Source organism: Neobacillus sp. FW104-15D2, from assembly GCF_058790155.1.
In genome coordinates this window covers 15244-33302 of record NZ_JBYTCJ010000030.1, presented here as the reverse complement: position 1 = coordinate 33302, position 18059 = coordinate 15244, and the positions used below count along the sequence as shown (strand labels likewise).

Here is an 18059-nt window from a genome sequence, read left to right as displayed (position 1 = left end):
GGTTATTTCTGGAGCTGCAGAAAATGCCTTGAAAAGTATGATGTTTGCCGTTATAATAATAAAAGTGTGTGAGGCATAAAAGAAAAACGAAAACATGTTGCGTTTGGTTTATGTTTTATGTATAATAGACAATGTTGGTCTTTGACAGCGATGAAGTGGAAGGTTGCTGACACACCCGGCCGCTTTGCCATGGCGAGTGTGTGGGAAATTTCTACTGAGAAAATGTCTATTTTAAAAATAGGCGAAAAGGAGGGAAAATAATGGCAAAACAAAAAATTCGTATTCGTTTAAAGGCGTATGATCACAGGATTCTTGATCAATCCGCAGAGAAGATTGTGGAAACTGCAAAACGTTCAGGTGCAGCGGTGTCTGGTCCGATACCTCTTCCAACTGAAAAGACGATTTACACAATTCTGCGTGCGGTTCATAAGTATAAAGATTCTCGTGAACAGTTTGAAATGCGCACTCACAAGCGTCTTATCGACATCATCAACCCAACGCCACAAACAGTCGATTCGTTAATGCGTTTAGACTTACCGTCAGGCGTTGACATTGAAATTAAACTTTAATAGATATTTTATAAATTATAGGAGGTGTGACTAATGACCAAAGGAATCTTAGGAAGAAAGATTGGTATGACTCAAGTATTTGCTGAAAATGGTGACTTAATTCCGGTAACTGTAGTTGAGGCTGCATCTAACGTAGTTCTTCAAATGAAAACTACTGAGAACGATGGTTATGAAGCAATCCAACTTGGTTTTGAAGACAAGCGTGAAAAGCTTTCAAATAAACCTGAAAAAGGCCATGTTGCAAAGGCGAATACTGCTCCTAAGCGCTTCGTTCGCGAATTACGCGGAGTTGAATTAGCTGGGTATGAAGTTGGTCAAGAAGTCAAAGTTGATATTTTCGCAGCAGGCGATGTAATTGATGTAACAGGAATTTCAAAGGGTAAAGGTTTCCAGGGCTCAATCAAGCGCCACGGACAATCACGCGGCCCAATGGCTCACGGTTCCCGTTATCACCGTCGTCCTGGTTCAATGGGACCTGTTGCTCCAAACCGTGTATTCAAAGGCAAAGCATTGCCAGGACGTATGGGTGGAGAACAAGTAACAGTACAAAACCTTGAGATCGTAAAAGTTGACGCTGAGCGTAACTTACTTTTGATCAAAGGTAATGTTCCAGGTGCGAGAAAAGCATTATTAAAAATTAAAAGTGCGGTTAAAGCATAATTAATTTATAAGAAAGGAGGAACAAAGGAATGCCTAAAGTAGCATTATTTAACCAAACTGGCTCACAGGTTGGTGAAATCGAACTTAACGATTCTGTATTCGGCATTGTGCCTAACCAACACGTATTATTCGAAGCGATTGTTATGCAAAGAGCTTCGTTACGTCAAGGTACTCATAAAGTAAAAACACGTTCTGAAGTAGCCGGCGGTGGACGTAAGCCATGGCGCCAAAAAGGTACTGGACGTGCGCGTCAGGGTTCTATCCGTTCTCCACAATGGCGCGGAGGTGGAACTGTATTCGGTCCTGTTCCACGCAGCTACAGCTATAAACTACCTAAGAAGGTACGTCGTTTAGCTATCAAATCTGCACTTTCTTCAAAAGTTCTTGAGGAAAACATTTTAGTGTTAGAAAGCCTTGCTTTCGATGCTCCAAAAACAAAAGAATTCAAAACAGTATTAGCAGGTCTTTCTGTTGATAGAAAAGCTCTTGTTGTAACTGCTGACCTTGAAGAAAATGTTGCATTATCAGCTCGTAACATTCCTGGTATAACAGTAGTAACAGCTAACAGCATTAATGTTTTGGATGTTGTAAACCATGACAAGCTGATCATTACTAAAGCAGCGGTTGAAAAAGTAGAGGAGGTGCTTGCATAATGGATGCACGCGATATCATTAAGCGCCCCGTTATCACTGAACGTTCTACTGACCTAATGGCTGAAAGAAAATATACTTTTGAAGTTGATGTAAGAGCTAATAAAACTCAAGTTAAAGATGCCGTTAAAGAAATCTTCGGCGTTAATGTTGAGAAAGTTAACATCATGAACTACAAAGGTAAATTCAAGCGTATGGGAAAATTCGGTGGTTACACAAACAAACGTCGTAAAGCTGTTGTTAAATTAACTTCTGACAGCAAAGAAATCGAATTTTTTGAAGCATAAGAACCTAACAAGAAGAGGAGGGAATAAAAATGGCGATTAAAAAGTACAAACCTACCTCCAACGGTCGTCGTGGGATGACAAGTTCTGATTTCGCTGAAATCACAACTAGCACTCCGGAAAAATCTCTATTAGCTCCGTTAAAGAGAAAAGGCGGCCGTAATAACCAAGGTAAGTTAACAGTTCGTCATCAAGGTGGCGGCCATAAGCGTCAATATCGTATTATCGACTTTAAGCGCGATAAAGATGGCATTCCAGGACGCGTTGCCACTATCGAATACGATCCAAACCGTTCAGCAAATATTGCACTAATTAATTATGTGGATGGAGAAAAGCGTTATATCCTGGCTCCAAAGAACTTGGAAGTAGGAATGCAAGTAACAGCTGGTCCTGAAGCAGATATCAAGGTTGGTAATGCACTTCCACTGGCTAATATTCCAGTTGGTACAGTTGTTCACAACATTGAATTAAAGCCTGGCAAAGGCGGACAATTAGTTCGTTCTGCAGGTACATCCGCTCAAGTTCTTGGTAAAGAGGGCAAATACGTACTTGTACGTTTGAACTCTGGAGAAGTTCGCATGATCCTTGCAACTTGCCGTGCATCTATCGGTCAAGTAGGTAATGAACAGCATGAACTTATCAACATAGGTAAAGCCGGAAGATCACGCTGGTTAGGCAAACGCCCAACTGTCCGTGGATCTGTTATGAACCCTAATGATCACCCACACGGTGGTGGTGAAGGACGCTCACCTATCGGTCGTAAATCTCCAATGTCTCCATGGGGCAAACCAACACTTGGCTATAAGACTCGTAAGAAGAAAAACAAGTCCGATAAATTTATCGTACGTCGCCGTAAAAAATAACGGGATTGACCTACGGTTCCAAAAACGAGCCGTAGAACAATCACGAAGGGAGGTTCAATCATGGGTCGCAGTTTGAAAAAAGGACCTTTTGTTGATGAGCATTTAATCACAAAGATCGAAAAGTTAAATGAAACTGAAGGCAAGCAAGTTGTTAAAACTTGGTCACGCCGTTCTACGATCTTCCCACAATTCATTGGCCACACAATCGCAGTATATGACGGACGTAAACACGTTCCTGTATATGTGACTGAAGACATGGTAGGCCACAAGCTTGGAGAATTTGCTCCAACTCGTGCTTACAAAGGCCATGGAAATGATGATAAGAAAACAAGACGTTAATGAGAGGAGGGCATCTTCATGCAAGCTAAAGCTGTTGCAAGAACAGTTCGTATTGCTCCTCGTAAAGTTCGTTTGGTAATAGATCTAATTCGAGGTAAGCAAGTTGGTGAAGCGGTAGCGATTCTTAACCTGACTCCTAAAGCAGCTTCTCCAATCGTTGAGAAAGTATTAAAATCCGCTATGGCTAATGCCGAGCATAATTATGAAATGGACGTTAATAGCTTAGTTATTACTGAAGCTTTCGTCGACGAAGGACCAACTTTAAAACGTTTCCGTCCTCGTGCAATGGGCCGTGCAAGCGCAATTAACAAACGCACAAGCCATATTTCAATCGTTGTATCAGAAAAGAAGGAGGGATAATCAGTGGGTCAAAAAGTAAATCCGGTCGGTCTGCGCGTCGGTATTATCCGTGACTGGGAATCCAAGTGGTACGCAGGCAAAGACTATGCTGTTCTTTTACACGAAGACATTAAAGTTCGTGAATACATTGCAAAACGTTTAAAAGACGCTTCTGTTTCTAAAGTAGAAATCGAGCGCGCCGCTAACCGTTTGAATGTTACTGTACACACTGCGAAGCCTGGTATGGTTATCGGTAAGGGCGGAACTGAAGTTGAAGCTCTTCGTAAAGCGTTAAACCAGCTTACTGGCAAACGTGTTCATATCAACATTCTTGAAATCAAAAGGGCAGATATCGATGCAAAATTGGTTGCTGAAAATATCGCTCGTCAATTAGAGAACCGTGTATCTTTCCGTCGTGCTCAAAAGCAAGTTATCCAACGTGCTATGCGTGCGGGAGCTAAAGGTATCAAAACAATGGTATCTGGTCGTTTAGGCGGAGCTGATATCGCTCGTTCTGAACACTATAGCGAAGGAACAGTTCCACTTCATACTCTTCGCGCTGATATTGACTATGCTGCAGTTGAAGCTGACACTACTTATGGTAAGCTTGGCGTAAAAGTATGGATCTATCGTGGGGAAGTCCTTCCAACTAAGAAGAAAACTGCGGAAGGAGGCAAATAATATGTTATTGCCTAAACGCGTAAAATATCGCCGTCAGCACCGTGGGAAAATGCGTGGATTTACAAAAGGCGGCGCTGAAGTAACTTTCGGTGAATTCGGTCTTCAAGCAACTGAAGCTTCTTGGATCACAAACCGTCAAATCGAAGCTGCCCGTATTGCAATGACTCGTTACATGAAACGTGGCGGTAAAGTTTGGATTAAAATATTCCCACATAAGCCTTACACAGCTAAACCTTTAGAGGTACGTATGGGTTCCGGTAAAGGTGCGCCAGAAGGCTGGGTAGCAGTTGTAAAACCTGGTAAGGTTATGTTTGAAATTGCGGGTGTTCCTGAAGAAGTCGCACGTGAAGCTCTTCGTCTTGCAATGCACAAACTTCCTATTAAGTGTAAGTTTGTAAAACGAGAAGAAATTGGTGGTGAATCAAATGAAAGCTAATGAACTTCGTGACTTAACCACTGCTGAAATTGAACAAAAAGTAAAATCATTAAAAGAAGAGCTTTTCAACCTTCGCTTTCAATTGGCGACTGGACAACTTGAAAATACAGCTCGTATCCGTGAAGTACGTAAATCTATTGCTCGTATGAAAACTGTAGTTCGTGAAAGAGAAATCGGCTTTAACAAGTAATAATCGAGAGGAGGTTCACACATGAGTGAACGTAACCAGCGCAAAGTTTACACTGGACGCGTTGTTTCTGACAAAATGGATAAAACAATAACCGTTCTTATAGAAACACACAAAAAGCATCCTCTTTATGGTAAACGCGTTAAGTACTCTAAAAAGTTTAAGGCTCATGATGAGCAAAACCAAGCAAAAGTTGGCGACATCGTACGCATCATGGAAACTCGCCCACTTTCAGCTACAAAACGTTTCCGTCTTGTAGAGGTAGTAGAAAAAGCAGTTATCATTTAATTGTTCGGATAAGCTTCAATCCGAAGGGAGGTTACACGCATGATTCAACAAGAAACTCGTTTAAAAGTTGCTGACAATTCTGGTGCACGTGAAGTACTTACAATTAAAGTTCTTGGTGGCTCTGGCCGCAAGTTCGCTAATATTGGCGATGTTATCGTTTGTACAGTGAAACAAGCAACACCAGGAGGCGTTGTTAAAAAAGGCGACGTAGTTAAAGCGGTTGTTGTTCGTACAAAAACAGGTGCCCGCCGTACTGATGGTTCCTATATTAAATTCGATGAAAACGCATGTGTAATTATCCGTGATGATAAGAGCCCTCGTGGAACTCGTATCTTCGGACCAGTTGCACGCGAACTTCGCGAAAACAACTTTATGAAAATCGTATCTTTAGCTCCAGAAGTAATATAATTATAAATTCAAATGCCTTTAAGGAGGTGCGCACAGATGCATGTAAAAAAAGGTGACAAAGTAATGGTCATCTCTGGTAAGGATAAAGGCAAAACAGGAACAATCCTTGCAGCCTATCCAAAACAAAGCCGTGTATTAGTAGAAGGCGTGAATATCGTTAAGAAACATTCAAAACCTTCACAGGCTAATCCACAAGGCGGAATTAACAGCCAGGAAGCACCTATTCATGTATCAAACGTTATGCCTATCGATCCAAAGACTGGAACGCCGACTCGTTTAGGCTCTAAGACGGTTGATGGCAAAAAAGTACGCGTAGCAAAATCCGGTGAAGTTTTAGATAAATAGTTCATAGCAGAAGGGAGGTAAAATGATGAACCGCCTTAAAGAAAAGTACGTAAGTGAAATTACTCCTGCTCTTATGAGCAAGTTCAACTATAAGTCAGTCATGGAAGTTCCCAAGATTGAGAAGATCGTTATCAACATGGGTGTTGGTGACGCAGTAGCAAACGCAAAGGCTCTTGACAACGCTGTAGAAGAGCTTACAACAATTACAGGACAGAAACCTGTAGTTACACGCGCTAAAAAGTCCATCGCTGGATTCCGTCTTCGTGAAGGTATGCCAATCGGTGCGAAAGTTACACTTCGTGGTGAGCGCATGTACCAATTCCTTGATAAATTGGTATCTGTATCATTGCCACGTGTACGTGACTTCCGAGGTGTTTCTAAAAAAGCATTTGACGGCCGCGGAAACTACACTTTAGGTGTAAAAGAACAATTGATCTTCCCTGAAATTGATTACGATAAAGTAAGCAAGGTTCGTGGAATGGATATTGTTATCGTTACAACTGCAAATACCGATGAAGAAGCTCGTGAACTTCTTACACAAGTCGGTATGCCTTTCCAAAAGTAATTGCTAAATAGAATGGAGGCGAAATCGTGGCTAAAAAGTCGATGATTGCGAAGCAAAAACGCACACCTAAATTTCCGGTTCAAGAGTACACTCGTTGCGAACGTTGCGGACGTCCACACTCTGTATACCGTAAATTTAAGCTTTGCCGTATTTGTTTCCGTGAATTAGCATACAAAGGACAAATTCCTGGTGTGAAGAAAGCTAGCTGGTAAAACCCAATTCTGGGAAGGAGGTAAAAATAATGGTCATGACAGATCCGATTGCAGATATGCTTACTCGCATTCGAAATGCGAACATGGTTCGTCACGAAAAGTTAGAAGTGCCTGCTTCTAACATCAAAAAACAGATCGCTGAAATCCTAAAGCGTGAAGGTTTTGTACGTGATGTTGAATATATCGAGGACAACAAACAAGGTATTATCCGTATCTTCTTAAAATACGGTGCAAATAACGAGCGTGTTATCACTGGTTTAAAACGTATCAGCAAGCCAGGGCTACGTGTTTATGCTAAATCAACTGAAGTACCACGCGTACTTAACGGTTTGGGCATCGCACTTGTTTCAACATCAACTGGTGTTGTAACTGACAAAGAAGCTCGTGCAAAGCAAATTGGCGGAGAAGTATTAGGATACGTTTGGTAATAGAGTTTCTGAATGAATGGAGGTGCACTAAATGTCTCGCGTAGGTAAAAAACCAATCGAAATTCCTGAAGGAGTTACGGTTACTTTAGATAATAACAATGTTACAGTTAAAGGAACAAAAGGCGAATTAACTCGTTCTTTTAATTCTGATATCGAAATCAAAGTTGAAGATAACGTGGTTACTGTAACCCGTCCATCTGATTCAAAAGAACACCGTGCGCTGCATGGCACAACTCGTGCTGTTATTGCTAACATGGTTGAAGGTGTTTCAAAAGGATTTGAAAGAGGCTTAGAATTAATCGGGGTTGGATACCGTGCTTCCAAGCAAGGATCCAAGCTAGTGTTAAACGTTGGTTACTCTCATCCAGTTGAAATCGAGCCTGAGCAAGGTTTGGAAGTAGAAGTACCTGCAAATACAAGAATAATTGTTAAAGGTACTGATAAAGAACGCGTTGGCGCTCTTGCTGCCAATATTCGTGGAGTACGTCCTCCAGAGCCATATAAAGGCAAAGGAATCCGTTATGTAGGCGAATATGTGCGTCGTAAAGAAGGTAAAACAGGTAAGTAATGCCGCATAGGTAAACGAAAGGAGTGACGGATATGATTTCGAAGCTTGATAAAAACGCTACTCGCAAAAAGAGACACGCCCGTGTTCGTGCGAAACTTAGCGGAACTTCAGCTCGTCCACGTCTAAATGTGTTTCGTTCCAATAAACATGTTTATGCTCAACTAATTGATGATATCAATGGAGTTACTATCGCTAGTGCTTCTACATTAGATAAAGAATTAGCTCTTGAATCTACAAGCAATCTTGAAGCTGCTCAAAAGGTTGGAGAACTAGTTGCAAAACGCGCAGTTGAAAAAGGCGTTTCAGCTATTGTTTTTGACCGTGGCGGATACCTATATCATGGTCGAGTTAAAGCGTTGGCTGATGCTGCACGTGAGAACGGCCTACAATTTTAATAGACAAAGGAGGGACACATACAAATGCGTCGTATTGATCCAAACAAACTTGAACTTGAAGAACGCGTAGTTACGGTTAACCGTGTTGCTAAAGTTGTTAAAGGTGGACGCCGCTTCCGTTTCACTGCTCTTGTAGTAGTTGGAGACAAAAACGGTCATGTCGGTTTCGGTACGGGTAAAGCTCAGGAAGTTCCTGATGCAATCCGTAAAGCTATCGAAGATGCAAAGAAAAACCTTATCGAAGTACCAATCGTAGGGACAACTCTTCCTCACCAAGTAATCGGACATTTTGGTGCAGGAGAAATTCTTCTTAAGCCTGCTTCAGAAGGTACAGGTGTTATCGCTGGCGGACCAGTCCGTGCGGTACTTGAACTTGCAGGTGTAGCAGATATCCTTTCTAAATCTTTAGGTACTAACACACCAATCAACATGGTTCGTGCTACTTTAGATGGACTTAAACAATTAAAACGTGCTGAAGACGTAGCAAAATTACGCGGAAAATCAGTAGAAGAACTGTTAGGATAAGGGAGGGAAATCAAATGGCGAATAAACTTGAAATTACCCTCACTCGCAGCGTTATTGGTCGTCCTCAAGACCAGCGCGAAACAGTAAAGGCTCTGGGATTACGCAAAGTTAATCAAACTGTTGAACAACAAGACAATGCTGCTATTCGCGGTATGATCAATAAAGTTGCTCACCTTGTAACGGTTAAAGAACTATAATTTGATTCTTTTCTTTCATAAGGAGGTGCCAATATGAAACTTCATGAATTAAAACCTGCCGAAGGTTCTCGTAAAGAGCGCAAACGTTTAGGACGTGGTATCGGTTCGGGTCAAGGTAAGACATCCGGTAAAGGTCACAAAGGTCAGAATGCCCGCTCCGGTGGCGGTGTTCGCCTTGGATTTGAGGGTGGACAGACACCTTTATTCCGTCGTTTGCCAAAACGTGGATTTACAAACATCAATCGTAAAGAGTACGCAGTTGTTAATCTTGATGCATTAAACCGTTTTGAAGAAGGTACAGAAGTTACTCCAGAACTTCTTATCGAATCAGGCGTTGTTAGCAACGAGCGTGCAGGAATTAAGATTCTTGCAAAAGGGAACGTTGAGAAAAAGTTAACTGTAAAAGCTCATAAATTCTCCTCTGCTGCCAAGGAAGCAATCGAAGCTGTCGGTGGAAAAACTGAGGTGATCTAATGTTCCAGTCAATCTCCAATTTTATGCGCGTGGGTGATATTAGACAAAAGATCGGTTTCACCCTTTTAATGTTAATAGTATTTCGTCTTGGTACTTTTATTCCAGTACCAAACGTAAATGCCGATATTCTTGGTGCCCAGGATAAGCTTAGCGTATTCGGCATCCTGAATACTTTCGGCGGTGGCGCCCTGAAAAAATTCTCCATTTTTGCGATGGGAATCATGCCGTATATCACAGCATCGATCATCATTCAGCTGTTGCAAATGGATGTCGTGCCTAAGTTTACGGAATGGTCCAAGCAAGGAGATGCGGGCCGTCGCAAACTTGCTCAATTTACCCGTTATTTCACTGTTGTGCTTGGATTTATCCAGGCATTAGGCATGTCTTATGGGTTTAATAATTTAGCAGGCAATCAATTAATTGAAAACCCGGGAATAGGTACTTATTTATTAATTGCGACAGTTTTAACTGCCGGTACATCTTTCCTGATGTGGCTTGGTGAACAAATCACTTCTAAAGGTGTTGGAAATGGTATTTCCATTATCATTTTTGCTGGTATTGTGGCAGGAATTCCTACTACAGTCAATCAAATATATGTACAGCAATTTGAAAATGCTGGGGACAAACTGTTTATGAATATCGTAACATCTGTCCTCATATTGATTGCCGTTATTGCGATTGTTGTTGGTGTTATCTTTATCCAACAGGCGAACCGCAAGATTCCAATTCAGTATGCAAAGCGTGTAGTTGCTGGCCGTAATCCTGTTGGCGGACAATCAACACATATGCCGTTGAAGGTTAACGCTGCCGGTGTAATTCCTGTAATCTTTGCAATCTCCTTTATTGTGACACCAAGGACAATTGCGTCCTTTTTCCCAACCAATAATGTGACACTCTGGATTCAAAAAATCTTTGATTACTCTCATCCTATTGGTATGGTTTTATATGCAGCGTTAATAATCGCGTTTACTTATTTCTATGCTTTTATCCAGGTTAACCCTGAGCAAGCAGCAGAAAACCTGCAAAAGCAAAGCGGCTATATCCCAGGCATTCGCCCGGGAAAAAGCACACAGGAATATTTAACACGTGTTTTATATCGCTTAACATTTGTTGGATCTTTATTCCTGGCTGTTATCGCCGTTCTTCCGGTTATCTTTATTAAAATAGCGAACTTGCCTGCAACTGCCCAAATCGGCGGAACCAGCCTGCTAATCGTTATTGGTGTTGCGCTTGATACAATGAAGCAGCTGGAAGCGCAGCTAGTTAAACGCCACTATAAAGGTTTCATTAAATAAATGGATTTAGGGGGAATGTTCCCCTTAAACCCAATTTTTAAACCCGAGGGGGTACACGTGTGAATTTAGTTTTAATGGGGCTTCCTGGTGCCGGCAAGGGTACTCAGGCCGAAAAAATTGTCAATAAATACGGCATCCCTCATATTTCGACTGGAGATATGTTCCGTGCAGCTATGAAAGAAGAAACGGAGCTTGGTTTAAAAGCTAAGTCTTACATGGATAAAGGTGAACTTGTTCCTGATGAGGTGACAATTGGAATAGTTCGGGAGCGTCTAAGCAAACAGGACTGCGAAAGTGGTTTCTTGCTTGATGGTTTTCCAAGAACGGTTCCCCAGGCAGAAGCGCTAGAAGAAATCCTGAGTGATTTAAATAAAAAAATCGATTATGTCATTAATATTGATGTAGACCAGGATATTTTGATGGAACGTCTGACAGGACGCCGAATATGCAAAGATTGCGGCGCAACCTATCACCTGGTATTTAATCCTCCTGCAAAGGAAAATGTTTGTGACCGCTGTGGCGGTGAACTTTATCAAAGGGCAGATGATAATGCTGAAACTGTTCAAACTCGTTTGGAAGTTAACATTAAGCAATCTCAGCCTTTGCTAAACTTTTATGAATCAAAAGGGTACTTACGCAATATTGACGGCCAGCAGGATATCAACAAGGTTTTTGCGGATGTTGATCAATTGCTTGGGGGCTTAAAGTAATGATCATTTGCAAAACCCCACGCGAGATTGAGATCATGCGTGAAGCTGGCAAGATTGTTGCTCTGACCCATCAGGAGCTTAAAAAACATATTGCTCCTGGTATAACAACAAAAAAGCTTGATCAGATTGCTGAGGATTTTATTCGCAGTAAGGATGCAATTCCTTCGTTCAAAGGGTATAATGGTTTTCGCGGCAGCATTTGTACGTCAGTGAACAATGAACTTGTTCATGGAATCCCGGGGAGCCGAGTTTTAAATGATGGCGACATTATCAGTATTGATATTGGAGCCAAGTTTAACGGATATCATGGCGATTCAGCATGGACCTATGCTGTTGGAAGTATTGATGAAGAATCCCAGCGTCTTTTGGACGTTACGGAAGAATCACTTTATCAAGGCTTGAAAGAAGCAAAACCAGACGAGCGTCTTTCAAATATCTCTCATGCGATTCAAAAACATGTGGAAGCAAATGGATTTTCCGTTGTGCGCGAGTATGTCGGGCACGGAGTAGGGCAAGACTTACATGAGGATCCGGATATTCCTCATTATGGACCGCCCGGCAAAGGCCCACGTCTAAAGCCTGGGATGGTACTGGCAATTGAACCGATGGTTAATGCAGGAAGTCGGTATGTAAAAACGCTGGCTGATGACTGGACCGTTGTTACACAAGACGGTAAGGTGTGTGCCCATTTCGAGCATACCATTGCAATCACTGAAACAGGTTTTGAGATTCTTACAAAAGCCTAAAAAGCAGGTGATTACATGATCAATGCAGACTCTCTCCCGATACCTGGACAATTTGTTAGAGTTTCCAGAGGACGGGATGCAGGTCAGTATGTTATAATAGTAAGGTTGGCTGATGAAAAATTTGTTTTTCTGGCGGATGGGGATAAACGCAAGTTTGAATCTCCCAAAAAGAAGAACATTCTCCACCTTCGCTTATTTGATCAAGTATCTCCTGAAGTTCATAACAGTATTATGGAAACAGGTCGTGTAACAAATGGAAAACTTCGTTATGCTCTTGCGAAGTTTTTGAATGAACACCTATCTGAAATAGAGAAGGGAGACGAGATCGATGGCGAAAGACGATGTTATTGAAATTGAAGGTAAAGTAATTGAAACTTTGCCAAATGCAATGTTTAAGGTAGAATTAGAAAATGGTCATAGTGTGCTTGCTCATGTTTCCGGTAAAATTCGAATGCACTTCATTCGTATTCTTCCAGGTGACAAAGTTACTGTAGAGCTTTCCCCGTATGACTTAACACGCGGAAGAATTACTTACCGCTTTAAATAATACTTGCACTCCGTACTATTAAGGAGGTTAGGATAATGAAAGTAAGACCATCAGTTAAGCCGATCTGCGAGAAATGTAAAGTTATCCGTAGACGCGGTAAAGTCATGGTTATCTGTGAAAACCCTAAACACAAACAAAAACAAGGCTAAAATTGAAGGAGGTGCGCTATTTCAATGGCACGTATTGCAGGTGTAGATATTCCACGTGAAAAACGTGTAGTAATCTCTTTGACTTACATTTATGGAATTGGTAAAAATACAGCACAAAAAATTCTTGCAGAAGCTGGTGTTTCTGAAGATACTCGTGTTCGTGACCTTACTGAAGACGAACTAAACAAAATTCGTGATATCATTGACCGACTAAAGGTTGAAGGTGACCTTCGCCGTGAAATTTCCCTTAACATTAAACGTCTAATGGAAATCGGATGCTATCGTGGTTTGCGTCATCGCCGTGGCTTACCGGTTCGCGGACAAAATACAAAAAACAACGCTCGTACTCGCAAAGGTCCTCGTAAGACTGTAGCGAACAAGAAGAAATAATCGGTAAAGGAGGTAACTTTTTAAATGGCACGTAAAACTAATACACGTAAACGTCGTGTGAAAAAGAATATCGAAGCTGGTATTGCACACATTCGTTCTACGTTCAACAATACTATCGTAACGATTACTGACGTTCATGGTAACGCTATTTCATGGTCAAGTGCAGGTTCGCTTGGATTTAAAGGCTCTCGTAAATCCACTCCGTTTGCAGCTCAAATGGCTGCTGAAACTGCAGCTAAGACTTCTATGGACCATGGCATGAAAACATTAGAAGTAACGGTTAAAGGACCTGGTGCAGGACGTGAAGCAGCGATCCGTGCTCTTCAAGCTGCAGGACTAGAAGTTACAGCTATTAAAGACGTAACACCTGTTCCGCATAATGGATGCCGCCCACCAAAACGCCGCCGTGTTTAATTTTTCTGTATAGAATTTGTATCCATGTCTATAATGGGATATGATACTAATATTTTCAAATCATGCAGAAAACATTTTTCCAGTTGTTGTGCACAAAACGGGAACGTATACATGGGGGAATTTCGGTTGGCATATGAAACCGGCCGGGGTTTCGACGTTTTGAAGGAGGGTATATTTTATGATCGAAATAGAAAAACCAAAAATTGAAACGATTGAGATCAACGATGACGCCAAATTTGGGAAGTTCGTCGTAGAGCCACTTGAGCGTGGATATGGTACCACTTTGGGTAACTCCTTACGTCGTATCCTGCTATCTTCACTCCCAGGTGCCGCTGTTACATCGATTCAGGTCGATGGGGTACTTCATGAGTTCTCAACAATTGAAGGCGTCGTAGAGGATGTAACATCAATCATTTTGAACATTAAAAAACTAGCTTTGAAAATCTACTCTGATGACGAGAAAACTCTTGAAATTGATCTTCAGGGAGAAGGCCCAGTTAAAGCTGGAAAAATTACGCATGACAGTGACGTTGAAATTCTAAATCCAGATCTTCATATTGCGACTTTAGGATCAAACGGACATTTACGTATGCGTCTTACTGCCAGACGAGGCAGAGGCTATACACCTGCTGAACAAAATAAAAGAGAAGATCAGCCTATAGGTGTAATTCCTATTGACTCTATTTACACTCCGGTCTCTCGTGTAACATATCAGGTAGAAAATACACGTGTAGGTCAAATGACTAATTACGATAAGCTAACGCTTGATGTTTGGACAGATGGAAGCACTGGGCCAAAAGAAGCGATTGCTCTTGGATCTAAGATTTTGACCGAGCATTTGAATATTTTCGTTGGTTTAACTGACGAAGCGCAAAATGCTGAAATTATGATAGAAAAAGAAGAAGATCAAAAAGAAAAAGTTCTTGAAATGACCATTGAAGAATTGGATCTTTCTGTTCGTTCTTATAACTGCTTAAAACGTGCTGGAATCAACACTGTTTCAGAATTAGCTAATAAGACTGAAGAAGACATGATGAAAGTACGTAACTTGGGACGTAAATCACTTGAAGAAGTGAAAGCGAAACTTGAAGAGCTAGGATTAGGTCTTCGCAAGGATGACTGAATAGCAGTCCCCTGATTTTCACGGGTTTTCCTGTGAGCCTATGACAGCTGATTAATGACTTCAACAAAGGAGGGAACCCTTCATGGCATACAGAAAGTTAGGACGCACTTCTGCACAGCGTAAAGCAATGCTGCGTGATTTAACAACAGATTTAATTATCAACGAGCGTATTGAAACAACAGAAACTCGTGCGAAGGAAATTCGCGGTACTGTTGAAAAAATGATTACTCTTGGCAAACGCGGAGATCTTCATGCACGCCGCCAGGCAGCTGCATACGTACGTAATGAGATTGCGGATGCTGAAAACAATGTTTCTGCAATTCAAAAACTATTCACTGATATCGCTCCACGTTATCAAGAGCGCCAAGGTGGATACACTCGAATCATGAAAGTTGGTCCTCGCCGCGGCGACGGTGCACCAATGGTAATTATCGAGTTAGTTTAATACCTTTCAAACAGACAACAAGGGCGCAGACAGTTTATAACAAACTTGTTCTCTGCCCTTTTTCTGCAGAAAACTGAATACAAAAACGAACCAAGCCAAAACGAGCGTTACGATGAGCGTGATGGTTTTACAGATGGATGGAATAGCTTCCTTAACTGCTTTTTACTTGCGGCCAACTGATCACGCCCCGTCTAGCTCATGCACCTCCTCCCATTTTTTGCGGGGACTTATCTTGCAGCAGAAGAACTTCTTCTGTCGGAGAGAGGTGCAGGCTTTTTTTGTATTCAGAAAAAAATCAGCTTAGCATAGAGAGAGTTTAGATGAGGAGAGAGGGGAATAACTCATTGAAAAAGTCAGTCATAGCATTAAATAATGTTTCTTTTCAATACGATTCCCAGGAAGACTACGCCCTAAAAGATGTTTCTTTTGAAATTTATGAAGGGGAATGGCTTGCCATTGTCGGACATAATGGTTCAGGGAAATCTACCATGGCAAAGCTTTTAAATGGTTTGCAGTTTCCGCTAAATGGCAGCATATCAGTGTGCGGCCTGGAACTGAATGAGGAAACGGTGTGGGATGTACGCAGGAAAATTGGTATGGTTTTTCAAAATCCTGATAATCAGTTTGTTGGGACAACTGTACAGGATGATGTGGCTTTTGGTTTAGAAAATAACGGCATTCCTCGGGAAGAAATGGTTTTACGTGTTCAAGAATCTCTTAGTAATGTAAAAATGGACCAGTTTCTCGATCAAGAGCCGCACCATCTTTCAGGAGGCCAGAAACAGCGCGTCGCCATTGCAGGCGTTCTTGCGCTCCAGCCTTCGATTATTATATTGGACGAAGCAACCTCTATGCTTGACCCTCGAGGAAGAGAAGAGGTTTTGGCAACCGTCAGGGAGTTAAAGGGAAAAACAGAAATCACGGTAATATCTATTACTCATGACTTGGACGAGGCTGCTAAAGCAGATCGAATCATCGTTATGAACAAAGGTCAGCTTTACAGAGAAGGAACACCTGAAGAAATATTCCAAATGGATGCAGAATTAGTTTCTTTGGGGCTCGATATTCCTTTTTCGATAAAAATGAGCAATGCATTCCGTGAACAAGGCCTTAAACTATCCAAGTATTACTTAACAGAAGAAGAGTTGGTGAATGAGCTATGGACATCTCAATCCAGCAAGTAGAATACCGTTATCAGGTTAATACACCCTTTGAGAGACTCGCCATTCAGGATGTCTCTATAGATATTCCCACAGGAACCTATATGGCTGTTATAGGACATACAGGCTCCGGTAAGTCCACTCTTCTCCAACATTTAAATGCTCTCTTGCAGCCGACAAAAGGTATGGTCAGAATAGGAGACCGGGAGATTCGGGCAAATAGGAAAGAAAAGAATCTAAAAGAGGTTCGCCAAAAGGTTGGAATCGTCTTTCAATTTCCAGAACATCAATTATTTGAAGAGACAGTGGAAAAGGACATTTGCTTTGGGCCTCTTAATTTCGGTGTATCCGAAACTGAAGCTAAGGAGCGGGCAAGCCTGGCTATAAAACAGGTCGGTTTAAGCGAAGAGGTTCTTCAAAAGTCACCGTTTGACCTTTCAGGAGGCCAAATGCGCCGGGTGGCTATTGCGGGAGTACTTGCCATGGGACCGGATGTAATCGTCCTGGACGAGCCTACTGCAGGACTGGACCCACGCGGAAGAAAAGAAATTATGGATATGTTTTATCGCCTTCATAAGGAAAGAAATCTTTCCACGATCCTTGTTACTCACAGTATGGAAGATGCTGCACGATATGCTGATCAGATAGCTATTATGCAAGATGGAAGACTAGTCAGGCAGGGGACTCCTCAAGAGATTTTTTCATCTCCAGAAGGCCTGGTTAAAATGGGGCTTGATGTTCCGGAAGTAGTTAGATTCCAGCTGAAATTGGAAAAACAGTTTGGTATTCGGCTGGATAAAACATATTTGACGATAGATCAATTGTCAGAGGCTTTCACCCGATTACTGTCCGGGGGTGAAAAATGATGATGGAAAAAATGATTTTTGGCCGTTATGTTCCTTCGGATTCAGCCATTCACAGAATGGACCCCCGTGCCAAAATTTTGATTGTCTTTTTATTTGTTTGCGTGGTATTCCTGGCCAATAATGGGGTTACCTACCTTCTTCTTGGAATTTATACATTCTTAATGATCGCCATGTCCAAGATACCCGCCAGGTTTTTGTATGCGGGTTTAAAGCCTGTACTATGGCTTGTTATCTTTACTTTAATCCTCCAGTTGTTTTTTACAAAAGGAGGAGAGCTTGTTTTTAGTTACGGACCTGTTAAGATTTATCAGGAAGGAATCAGACAGGGGATTTTCATCTCTTTCAGGTTCTTTTTCCTTATCTTGATGACATCCCTGCTTACTTTGACCACTACTCCCATTGAAATTACTGACGGGTTAGAATCGCTATTGCATCCTCTGAAAAAGATTCGTTTTCCTGTACATGAAATGGCATTAATGCTGTCGATTTCGCTTCGTTTTATTCCGACTTTAATGCAGGAAACCGACAAAATCATGAAAGCGCAAATTGCCCGTGGAGTAGAATTTGGAAGCGGGCCGATTAAGGACCGGATCAAGGCAGTAGTTCCTTTGCTTATCCCTTTGTTTGTCAGCTCTTTTAAACGTGCAGAGGAATTGGCCATTGCCATGGAGGCTAGAGGATACAAAGGCGGAGAAGGACGCACAAAATACCGCCTTTTGGACTGGAAAGCAGCAGATACACTTATTCTGTTAATATTATTGGTTTTGACCTTGCTGCTGTTTTTATTTCGAACATAATGGT

Annotated in this window: 34 protein-coding genes; all 34 read left to right on the top strand. The window is 41.7% G+C overall.

The window, feature by feature from the left end:
* Positions 1–260: 260 nt before the first annotated feature.
* The 34 genes from rpsJ (at position 261) to AC3WR0_RS20105 (ending at position 18055) form a co-directional block, all read left to right on the top strand.
* Positions 261–569, top strand: a complete 309-nt coding sequence (gene rpsJ / locus AC3WR0_RS20270; protein WP_027322659.1) for a 30S ribosomal protein S10 — start codon at positions 261–263, stop codon at positions 567–569.
* Between the two features lie 33 nt (positions 570–602).
* Complete coding sequence (gene rplC / locus AC3WR0_RS20265; RefSeq protein WP_027322658.1) at positions 603–1229, top strand: 50S ribosomal protein L3; 627 nt, start codon at positions 603–605, stop codon at positions 1227–1229.
* A 29-nt stretch (positions 1230–1258) separates the two neighbouring features.
* Positions 1259–1882 carry a 50S ribosomal protein L4 gene (gene rplD, locus AC3WR0_RS20260; RefSeq protein WP_027322657.1) on the top strand — a complete coding sequence of 208 codons (624 nt, stop codon included), beginning with the start codon at positions 1259–1261 and terminating at the stop codon, positions 1880–1882.
* Entirely contained in the window at positions 1882–2166 is a 285-nt protein-coding gene (gene rplW, locus AC3WR0_RS20255) for a 50S ribosomal protein L23 (RefSeq protein ID WP_027322656.1), read from the top strand. The genes rplD and rplW overlap by 1 nt, the downstream gene beginning before the upstream one ends.
* A gap of 29 nt (positions 2167–2195) precedes the next feature.
* Positions 2196–3026 carry a 50S ribosomal protein L2 gene (gene rplB, locus AC3WR0_RS20250; protein WP_492553982.1) on the top strand — a complete coding sequence of 277 codons (831 nt, stop codon included), beginning with the start codon at positions 2196–2198 and terminating at the stop codon, positions 3024–3026.
* 60 nt (positions 3027–3086) lie between these two features.
* Positions 3087–3365, top strand: a complete 279-nt coding sequence (gene rpsS, locus AC3WR0_RS20245; RefSeq protein WP_027322654.1) for a 30S ribosomal protein S19 — start codon at positions 3087–3089, stop codon at positions 3363–3365.
* Positions 3366–3383: 18 nt separating this feature from the next.
* A complete protein-coding gene (gene rplV / locus AC3WR0_RS20240; protein WP_027322653.1) occupies positions 3384–3725 on the top strand; it encodes a 50S ribosomal protein L22 in 342 nt (113 codons plus the stop codon).
* Positions 3726–3728: 3 nt separating this feature from the next.
* Complete coding sequence (rpsC, locus tag AC3WR0_RS20235; RefSeq protein ID WP_027322652.1) at positions 3729–4385, top strand: 30S ribosomal protein S3; 657 nt, start codon at positions 3729–3731, stop codon at positions 4383–4385.
* A gap of 1 nt (position 4386) precedes the next feature.
* Positions 4387–4821, top strand: coding sequence for a 50S ribosomal protein L16 (rplP, locus tag AC3WR0_RS20230; protein ID WP_492553981.1), 435 nt, complete (start codon positions 4387–4389; stop codon positions 4819–4821).
* Positions 4811–5011 carry a 50S ribosomal protein L29 gene (gene rpmC / locus AC3WR0_RS20225; protein ID WP_027322650.1) on the top strand — a complete coding sequence of 67 codons (201 nt, stop codon included), beginning with the start codon at positions 4811–4813 and terminating at the stop codon, positions 5009–5011. The genes rplP and rpmC overlap by 11 nt, the downstream gene beginning before the upstream one ends.
* Before the next feature lie 21 nt (positions 5012–5032).
* Positions 5033–5296: a 30S ribosomal protein S17 gene (gene rpsQ, locus AC3WR0_RS20220; RefSeq protein ID WP_027322649.1), complete on the top strand. Its 264-nt coding sequence runs from the start codon at positions 5033–5035 to the stop codon at positions 5294–5296.
* Between the two features lie 39 nt (positions 5297–5335).
* Complete coding sequence (gene rplN / locus AC3WR0_RS20215; protein WP_027322648.1) at positions 5336–5704, top strand: 50S ribosomal protein L14; 369 nt, start codon at positions 5336–5338, stop codon at positions 5702–5704.
* A 36-nt stretch (positions 5705–5740) separates the two neighbouring features.
* Entirely contained in the window at positions 5741–6049 is a 309-nt protein-coding gene (gene rplX / locus AC3WR0_RS20210) for a 50S ribosomal protein L24 (RefSeq protein WP_492553980.1), read from the top strand.
* Positions 6050–6074: 25 nt separating this feature from the next.
* Positions 6075–6614 (top strand): 50S ribosomal protein L5, encoded by a 540-nt coding sequence (gene rplE, locus AC3WR0_RS20205; protein WP_027322646.1) that lies wholly within the window; start codon positions 6075–6077, stop codon positions 6612–6614.
* A gap of 26 nt (positions 6615–6640) precedes the next feature.
* Complete coding sequence (gene rpsN, locus AC3WR0_RS20200; protein WP_027322645.1) at positions 6641–6826, top strand: 30S ribosomal protein S14; 186 nt, start codon at positions 6641–6643, stop codon at positions 6824–6826.
* A 29-nt stretch (positions 6827–6855) separates the two neighbouring features.
* The gene (gene rpsH / locus AC3WR0_RS20195; RefSeq protein ID WP_027322644.1) at positions 6856–7254 is read left to right on the top strand and encodes a 30S ribosomal protein S8; all 399 of its coding nucleotides are present in this window, start codon (positions 6856–6858) and stop codon (positions 7252–7254) included.
* Positions 7255–7285: 31 nt separating this feature from the next.
* The gene (rplF, locus tag AC3WR0_RS20190; RefSeq protein WP_492553979.1) at positions 7286–7822 is read left to right on the top strand and encodes a 50S ribosomal protein L6; all 537 of its coding nucleotides are present in this window, start codon (positions 7286–7288) and stop codon (positions 7820–7822) included.
* A gap of 32 nt (positions 7823–7854) precedes the next feature.
* The gene (gene rplR / locus AC3WR0_RS20185; RefSeq protein ID WP_492553978.1) at positions 7855–8217 is read left to right on the top strand and encodes a 50S ribosomal protein L18; all 363 of its coding nucleotides are present in this window, start codon (positions 7855–7857) and stop codon (positions 8215–8217) included.
* 24 nt (positions 8218–8241) lie between these two features.
* On the top strand, positions 8242–8742 hold the full coding sequence (gene rpsE, locus AC3WR0_RS20180; protein ID WP_027322641.1) for a 30S ribosomal protein S5: 501 nt from the start codon (positions 8242–8244) through the stop codon (positions 8740–8742).
* Between the two features lie 14 nt (positions 8743–8756).
* Entirely contained in the window at positions 8757–8939 is a 183-nt protein-coding gene (gene rpmD, locus AC3WR0_RS20175; RefSeq protein WP_027322640.1) for a 50S ribosomal protein L30, read from the top strand.
* A 33-nt stretch (positions 8940–8972) separates the two neighbouring features.
* Positions 8973–9413 (top strand): 50S ribosomal protein L15, encoded by a 441-nt coding sequence (gene rplO, locus AC3WR0_RS20170; protein ID WP_492553977.1) that lies wholly within the window; start codon positions 8973–8975, stop codon positions 9411–9413.
* Entirely contained in the window at positions 9413–10708 is a 1296-nt protein-coding gene (secY, locus tag AC3WR0_RS20165; protein ID WP_492553976.1) for a preprotein translocase subunit SecY, read from the top strand. Before rplO ends, secY begins: the two co-directional genes overlap by 1 nt.
* A gap of 59 nt (positions 10709–10767) precedes the next feature.
* Positions 10768–11418, top strand: a complete 651-nt coding sequence (locus AC3WR0_RS20160; RefSeq protein ID WP_492553975.1) for an adenylate kinase — start codon at positions 10768–10770, stop codon at positions 11416–11418.
* On the top strand, positions 11418–12164 hold the full coding sequence (gene map / locus AC3WR0_RS20155; protein ID WP_492553974.1) for a type I methionyl aminopeptidase: 747 nt from the start codon (positions 11418–11420) through the stop codon (positions 12162–12164). The genes AC3WR0_RS20160 and map overlap by 1 nt, the downstream gene beginning before the upstream one ends.
* Positions 12165–12179: 15 nt before the next feature.
* Positions 12180–12515, top strand: coding sequence for a KOW domain-containing RNA-binding protein (locus AC3WR0_RS20150; RefSeq protein ID WP_492553973.1), 336 nt, complete (start codon positions 12180–12182; stop codon positions 12513–12515).
* The gene (infA, locus tag AC3WR0_RS20145) at positions 12493–12711 is read left to right on the top strand and encodes a translation initiation factor IF-1 (protein WP_027322634.1); all 219 of its coding nucleotides are present in this window, start codon (positions 12493–12495) and stop codon (positions 12709–12711) included. Before AC3WR0_RS20150 ends, infA begins: the two co-directional genes overlap by 23 nt.
* Positions 12712–12746: 35 nt before the next feature.
* Complete coding sequence (gene rpmJ / locus AC3WR0_RS20140; RefSeq protein ID WP_000868344.1) at positions 12747–12860, top strand: 50S ribosomal protein L36; 114 nt, start codon at positions 12747–12749, stop codon at positions 12858–12860.
* A 24-nt stretch (positions 12861–12884) separates the two neighbouring features.
* Complete coding sequence (rpsM, locus tag AC3WR0_RS20135) at positions 12885–13250, top strand: 30S ribosomal protein S13 (RefSeq protein ID WP_027322633.1); 366 nt, start codon at positions 12885–12887, stop codon at positions 13248–13250.
* Between the two features lie 24 nt (positions 13251–13274).
* On the top strand, positions 13275–13664 hold the full coding sequence (rpsK, locus tag AC3WR0_RS20130; protein ID WP_027322632.1) for a 30S ribosomal protein S11: 390 nt from the start codon (positions 13275–13277) through the stop codon (positions 13662–13664).
* A gap of 178 nt (positions 13665–13842) precedes the next feature.
* Complete coding sequence (locus tag AC3WR0_RS20125) at positions 13843–14787, top strand: DNA-directed RNA polymerase subunit alpha (protein ID WP_492553972.1); 945 nt, start codon at positions 13843–13845, stop codon at positions 14785–14787.
* Between the two features lie 82 nt (positions 14788–14869).
* Positions 14870–15232 carry a 50S ribosomal protein L17 gene (gene rplQ, locus AC3WR0_RS20120; RefSeq protein ID WP_027322883.1) on the top strand — a complete coding sequence of 121 codons (363 nt, stop codon included), beginning with the start codon at positions 14870–14872 and terminating at the stop codon, positions 15230–15232.
* 344 nt (positions 15233–15576) lie between these two features.
* Positions 15577–16416: an energy-coupling factor ABC transporter ATP-binding protein gene (locus AC3WR0_RS20115; protein ID WP_492553971.1), complete on the top strand. Its 840-nt coding sequence runs from the start codon at positions 15577–15579 to the stop codon at positions 16414–16416.
* Entirely contained in the window at positions 16392–17258 is an 867-nt protein-coding gene (locus tag AC3WR0_RS20110) for an energy-coupling factor ABC transporter ATP-binding protein (RefSeq protein WP_492553970.1), read from the top strand. Before AC3WR0_RS20115 ends, AC3WR0_RS20110 begins: the two co-directional genes overlap by 25 nt.
* Positions 17258–18055, top strand: coding sequence for an energy-coupling factor transporter transmembrane component T family protein (locus AC3WR0_RS20105; protein WP_027322880.1), 798 nt, complete (start codon positions 17258–17260; stop codon positions 18053–18055). The genes AC3WR0_RS20110 and AC3WR0_RS20105 overlap by 1 nt, the downstream gene beginning before the upstream one ends.
* Positions 18056–18059: the final 4 nt, after the last annotated feature.

What these genes read in the sequence shown, in the direction of transcription:
- rplR (WP_492553978.1), top strand. Translation starts at nt 7,855, where the DNA reads ATGATTTCGAAGCTTGATAAAAACGCTACTCGCAAAAAGAGACACGCC.
- AC3WR0_RS20110 (WP_492553970.1), top strand. Translation starts at nt 16,392, where the DNA reads ATGGACATCTCAATCCAGCAAGTAGAATACCGTTATCAGGTTAATACA.
- rpmC (WP_027322650.1), top strand. Translation starts at nt 4,811, where the DNA reads ATGAAAGCTAATGAACTTCGTGACTTAACCACTGCTGAAATTGAACAA.
- rplO (WP_492553977.1), top strand. Translation starts at nt 8,973, where the DNA reads ATGAAACTTCATGAATTAAAACCTGCCGAAGGTTCTCGTAAAGAGCGC.
- rplX (WP_492553980.1), top strand. Translation starts at nt 5,741, where the DNA reads ATGCATGTAAAAAAAGGTGACAAAGTAATGGTCATCTCTGGTAAGGAT.
- rpsH (WP_027322644.1), top strand. Translation starts at nt 6,856, where the DNA reads ATGGTCATGACAGATCCGATTGCAGATATGCTTACTCGCATTCGAAAT.
- rpsQ (WP_027322649.1), top strand. Translation starts at nt 5,033, where the DNA reads ATGAGTGAACGTAACCAGCGCAAAGTTTACACTGGACGCGTTGTTTCT.
- AC3WR0_RS20105 (WP_027322880.1), top strand. Translation starts at nt 17,258, where the DNA reads ATGATGGAAAAAATGATTTTTGGCCGTTATGTTCCTTCGGATTCAGCC.
- rplW (WP_027322656.1), top strand. Translation starts at nt 1,882, where the DNA reads ATGGATGCACGCGATATCATTAAGCGCCCCGTTATCACTGAACGTTCT.
- AC3WR0_RS20125 (WP_492553972.1), top strand. Translation starts at nt 13,843, where the DNA reads ATGATCGAAATAGAAAAACCAAAAATTGAAACGATTGAGATCAACGAT.
- rpmD (WP_027322640.1), top strand. Translation starts at nt 8,757, where the DNA reads ATGGCGAATAAACTTGAAATTACCCTCACTCGCAGCGTTATTGGTCGT.
- infA (WP_027322634.1), top strand. Translation starts at nt 12,493, where the DNA reads ATGGCGAAAGACGATGTTATTGAAATTGAAGGTAAAGTAATTGAAACT.
- rplV (WP_027322653.1), top strand. Translation starts at nt 3,384, where the DNA reads ATGCAAGCTAAAGCTGTTGCAAGAACAGTTCGTATTGCTCCTCGTAAA.
- rpsE (WP_027322641.1), top strand. Translation starts at nt 8,242, where the DNA reads ATGCGTCGTATTGATCCAAACAAACTTGAACTTGAAGAACGCGTAGTT.
- rplN (WP_027322648.1), top strand. Translation starts at nt 5,336, where the DNA reads ATGATTCAACAAGAAACTCGTTTAAAAGTTGCTGACAATTCTGGTGCA.
- rplD (WP_027322657.1), top strand. Translation starts at nt 1,259, where the DNA reads ATGCCTAAAGTAGCATTATTTAACCAAACTGGCTCACAGGTTGGTGAA.
- rplE (WP_027322646.1), top strand. Translation starts at nt 6,075, where the DNA reads ATGAACCGCCTTAAAGAAAAGTACGTAAGTGAAATTACTCCTGCTCTT.
- AC3WR0_RS20150 (WP_492553973.1), top strand. Translation starts at nt 12,180, where the DNA reads ATGATCAATGCAGACTCTCTCCCGATACCTGGACAATTTGTTAGAGTT.
- rplQ (WP_027322883.1), top strand. Translation starts at nt 14,870, where the DNA reads ATGGCATACAGAAAGTTAGGACGCACTTCTGCACAGCGTAAAGCAATG.
- rpmJ (WP_000868344.1), top strand. Translation starts at nt 12,747, where the DNA reads ATGAAAGTAAGACCATCAGTTAAGCCGATCTGCGAGAAATGTAAAGTT.
- secY (WP_492553976.1), top strand. Translation starts at nt 9,413, where the DNA reads ATGTTCCAGTCAATCTCCAATTTTATGCGCGTGGGTGATATTAGACAA.
- rplF (WP_492553979.1), top strand. Translation starts at nt 7,286, where the DNA reads ATGTCTCGCGTAGGTAAAAAACCAATCGAAATTCCTGAAGGAGTTACG.
- rpsM (WP_027322633.1), top strand. Translation starts at nt 12,885, where the DNA reads ATGGCACGTATTGCAGGTGTAGATATTCCACGTGAAAAACGTGTAGTA.
- rplB (WP_492553982.1), top strand. Translation starts at nt 2,196, where the DNA reads ATGGCGATTAAAAAGTACAAACCTACCTCCAACGGTCGTCGTGGGATG.
- rpsK (WP_027322632.1), top strand. Translation starts at nt 13,275, where the DNA reads ATGGCACGTAAAACTAATACACGTAAACGTCGTGTGAAAAAGAATATC.
- rplC (WP_027322658.1), top strand. Translation starts at nt 603, where the DNA reads ATGACCAAAGGAATCTTAGGAAGAAAGATTGGTATGACTCAAGTATTT.
- rpsJ (WP_027322659.1), top strand. Translation starts at nt 261, where the DNA reads ATGGCAAAACAAAAAATTCGTATTCGTTTAAAGGCGTATGATCACAGG.
- rpsS (WP_027322654.1), top strand. Translation starts at nt 3,087, where the DNA reads ATGGGTCGCAGTTTGAAAAAAGGACCTTTTGTTGATGAGCATTTAATC.
- map (WP_492553974.1), top strand. Translation starts at nt 11,418, where the DNA reads ATGATCATTTGCAAAACCCCACGCGAGATTGAGATCATGCGTGAAGCT.
- rplP (WP_492553981.1), top strand. Translation starts at nt 4,387, where the DNA reads ATGTTATTGCCTAAACGCGTAAAATATCGCCGTCAGCACCGTGGGAAA.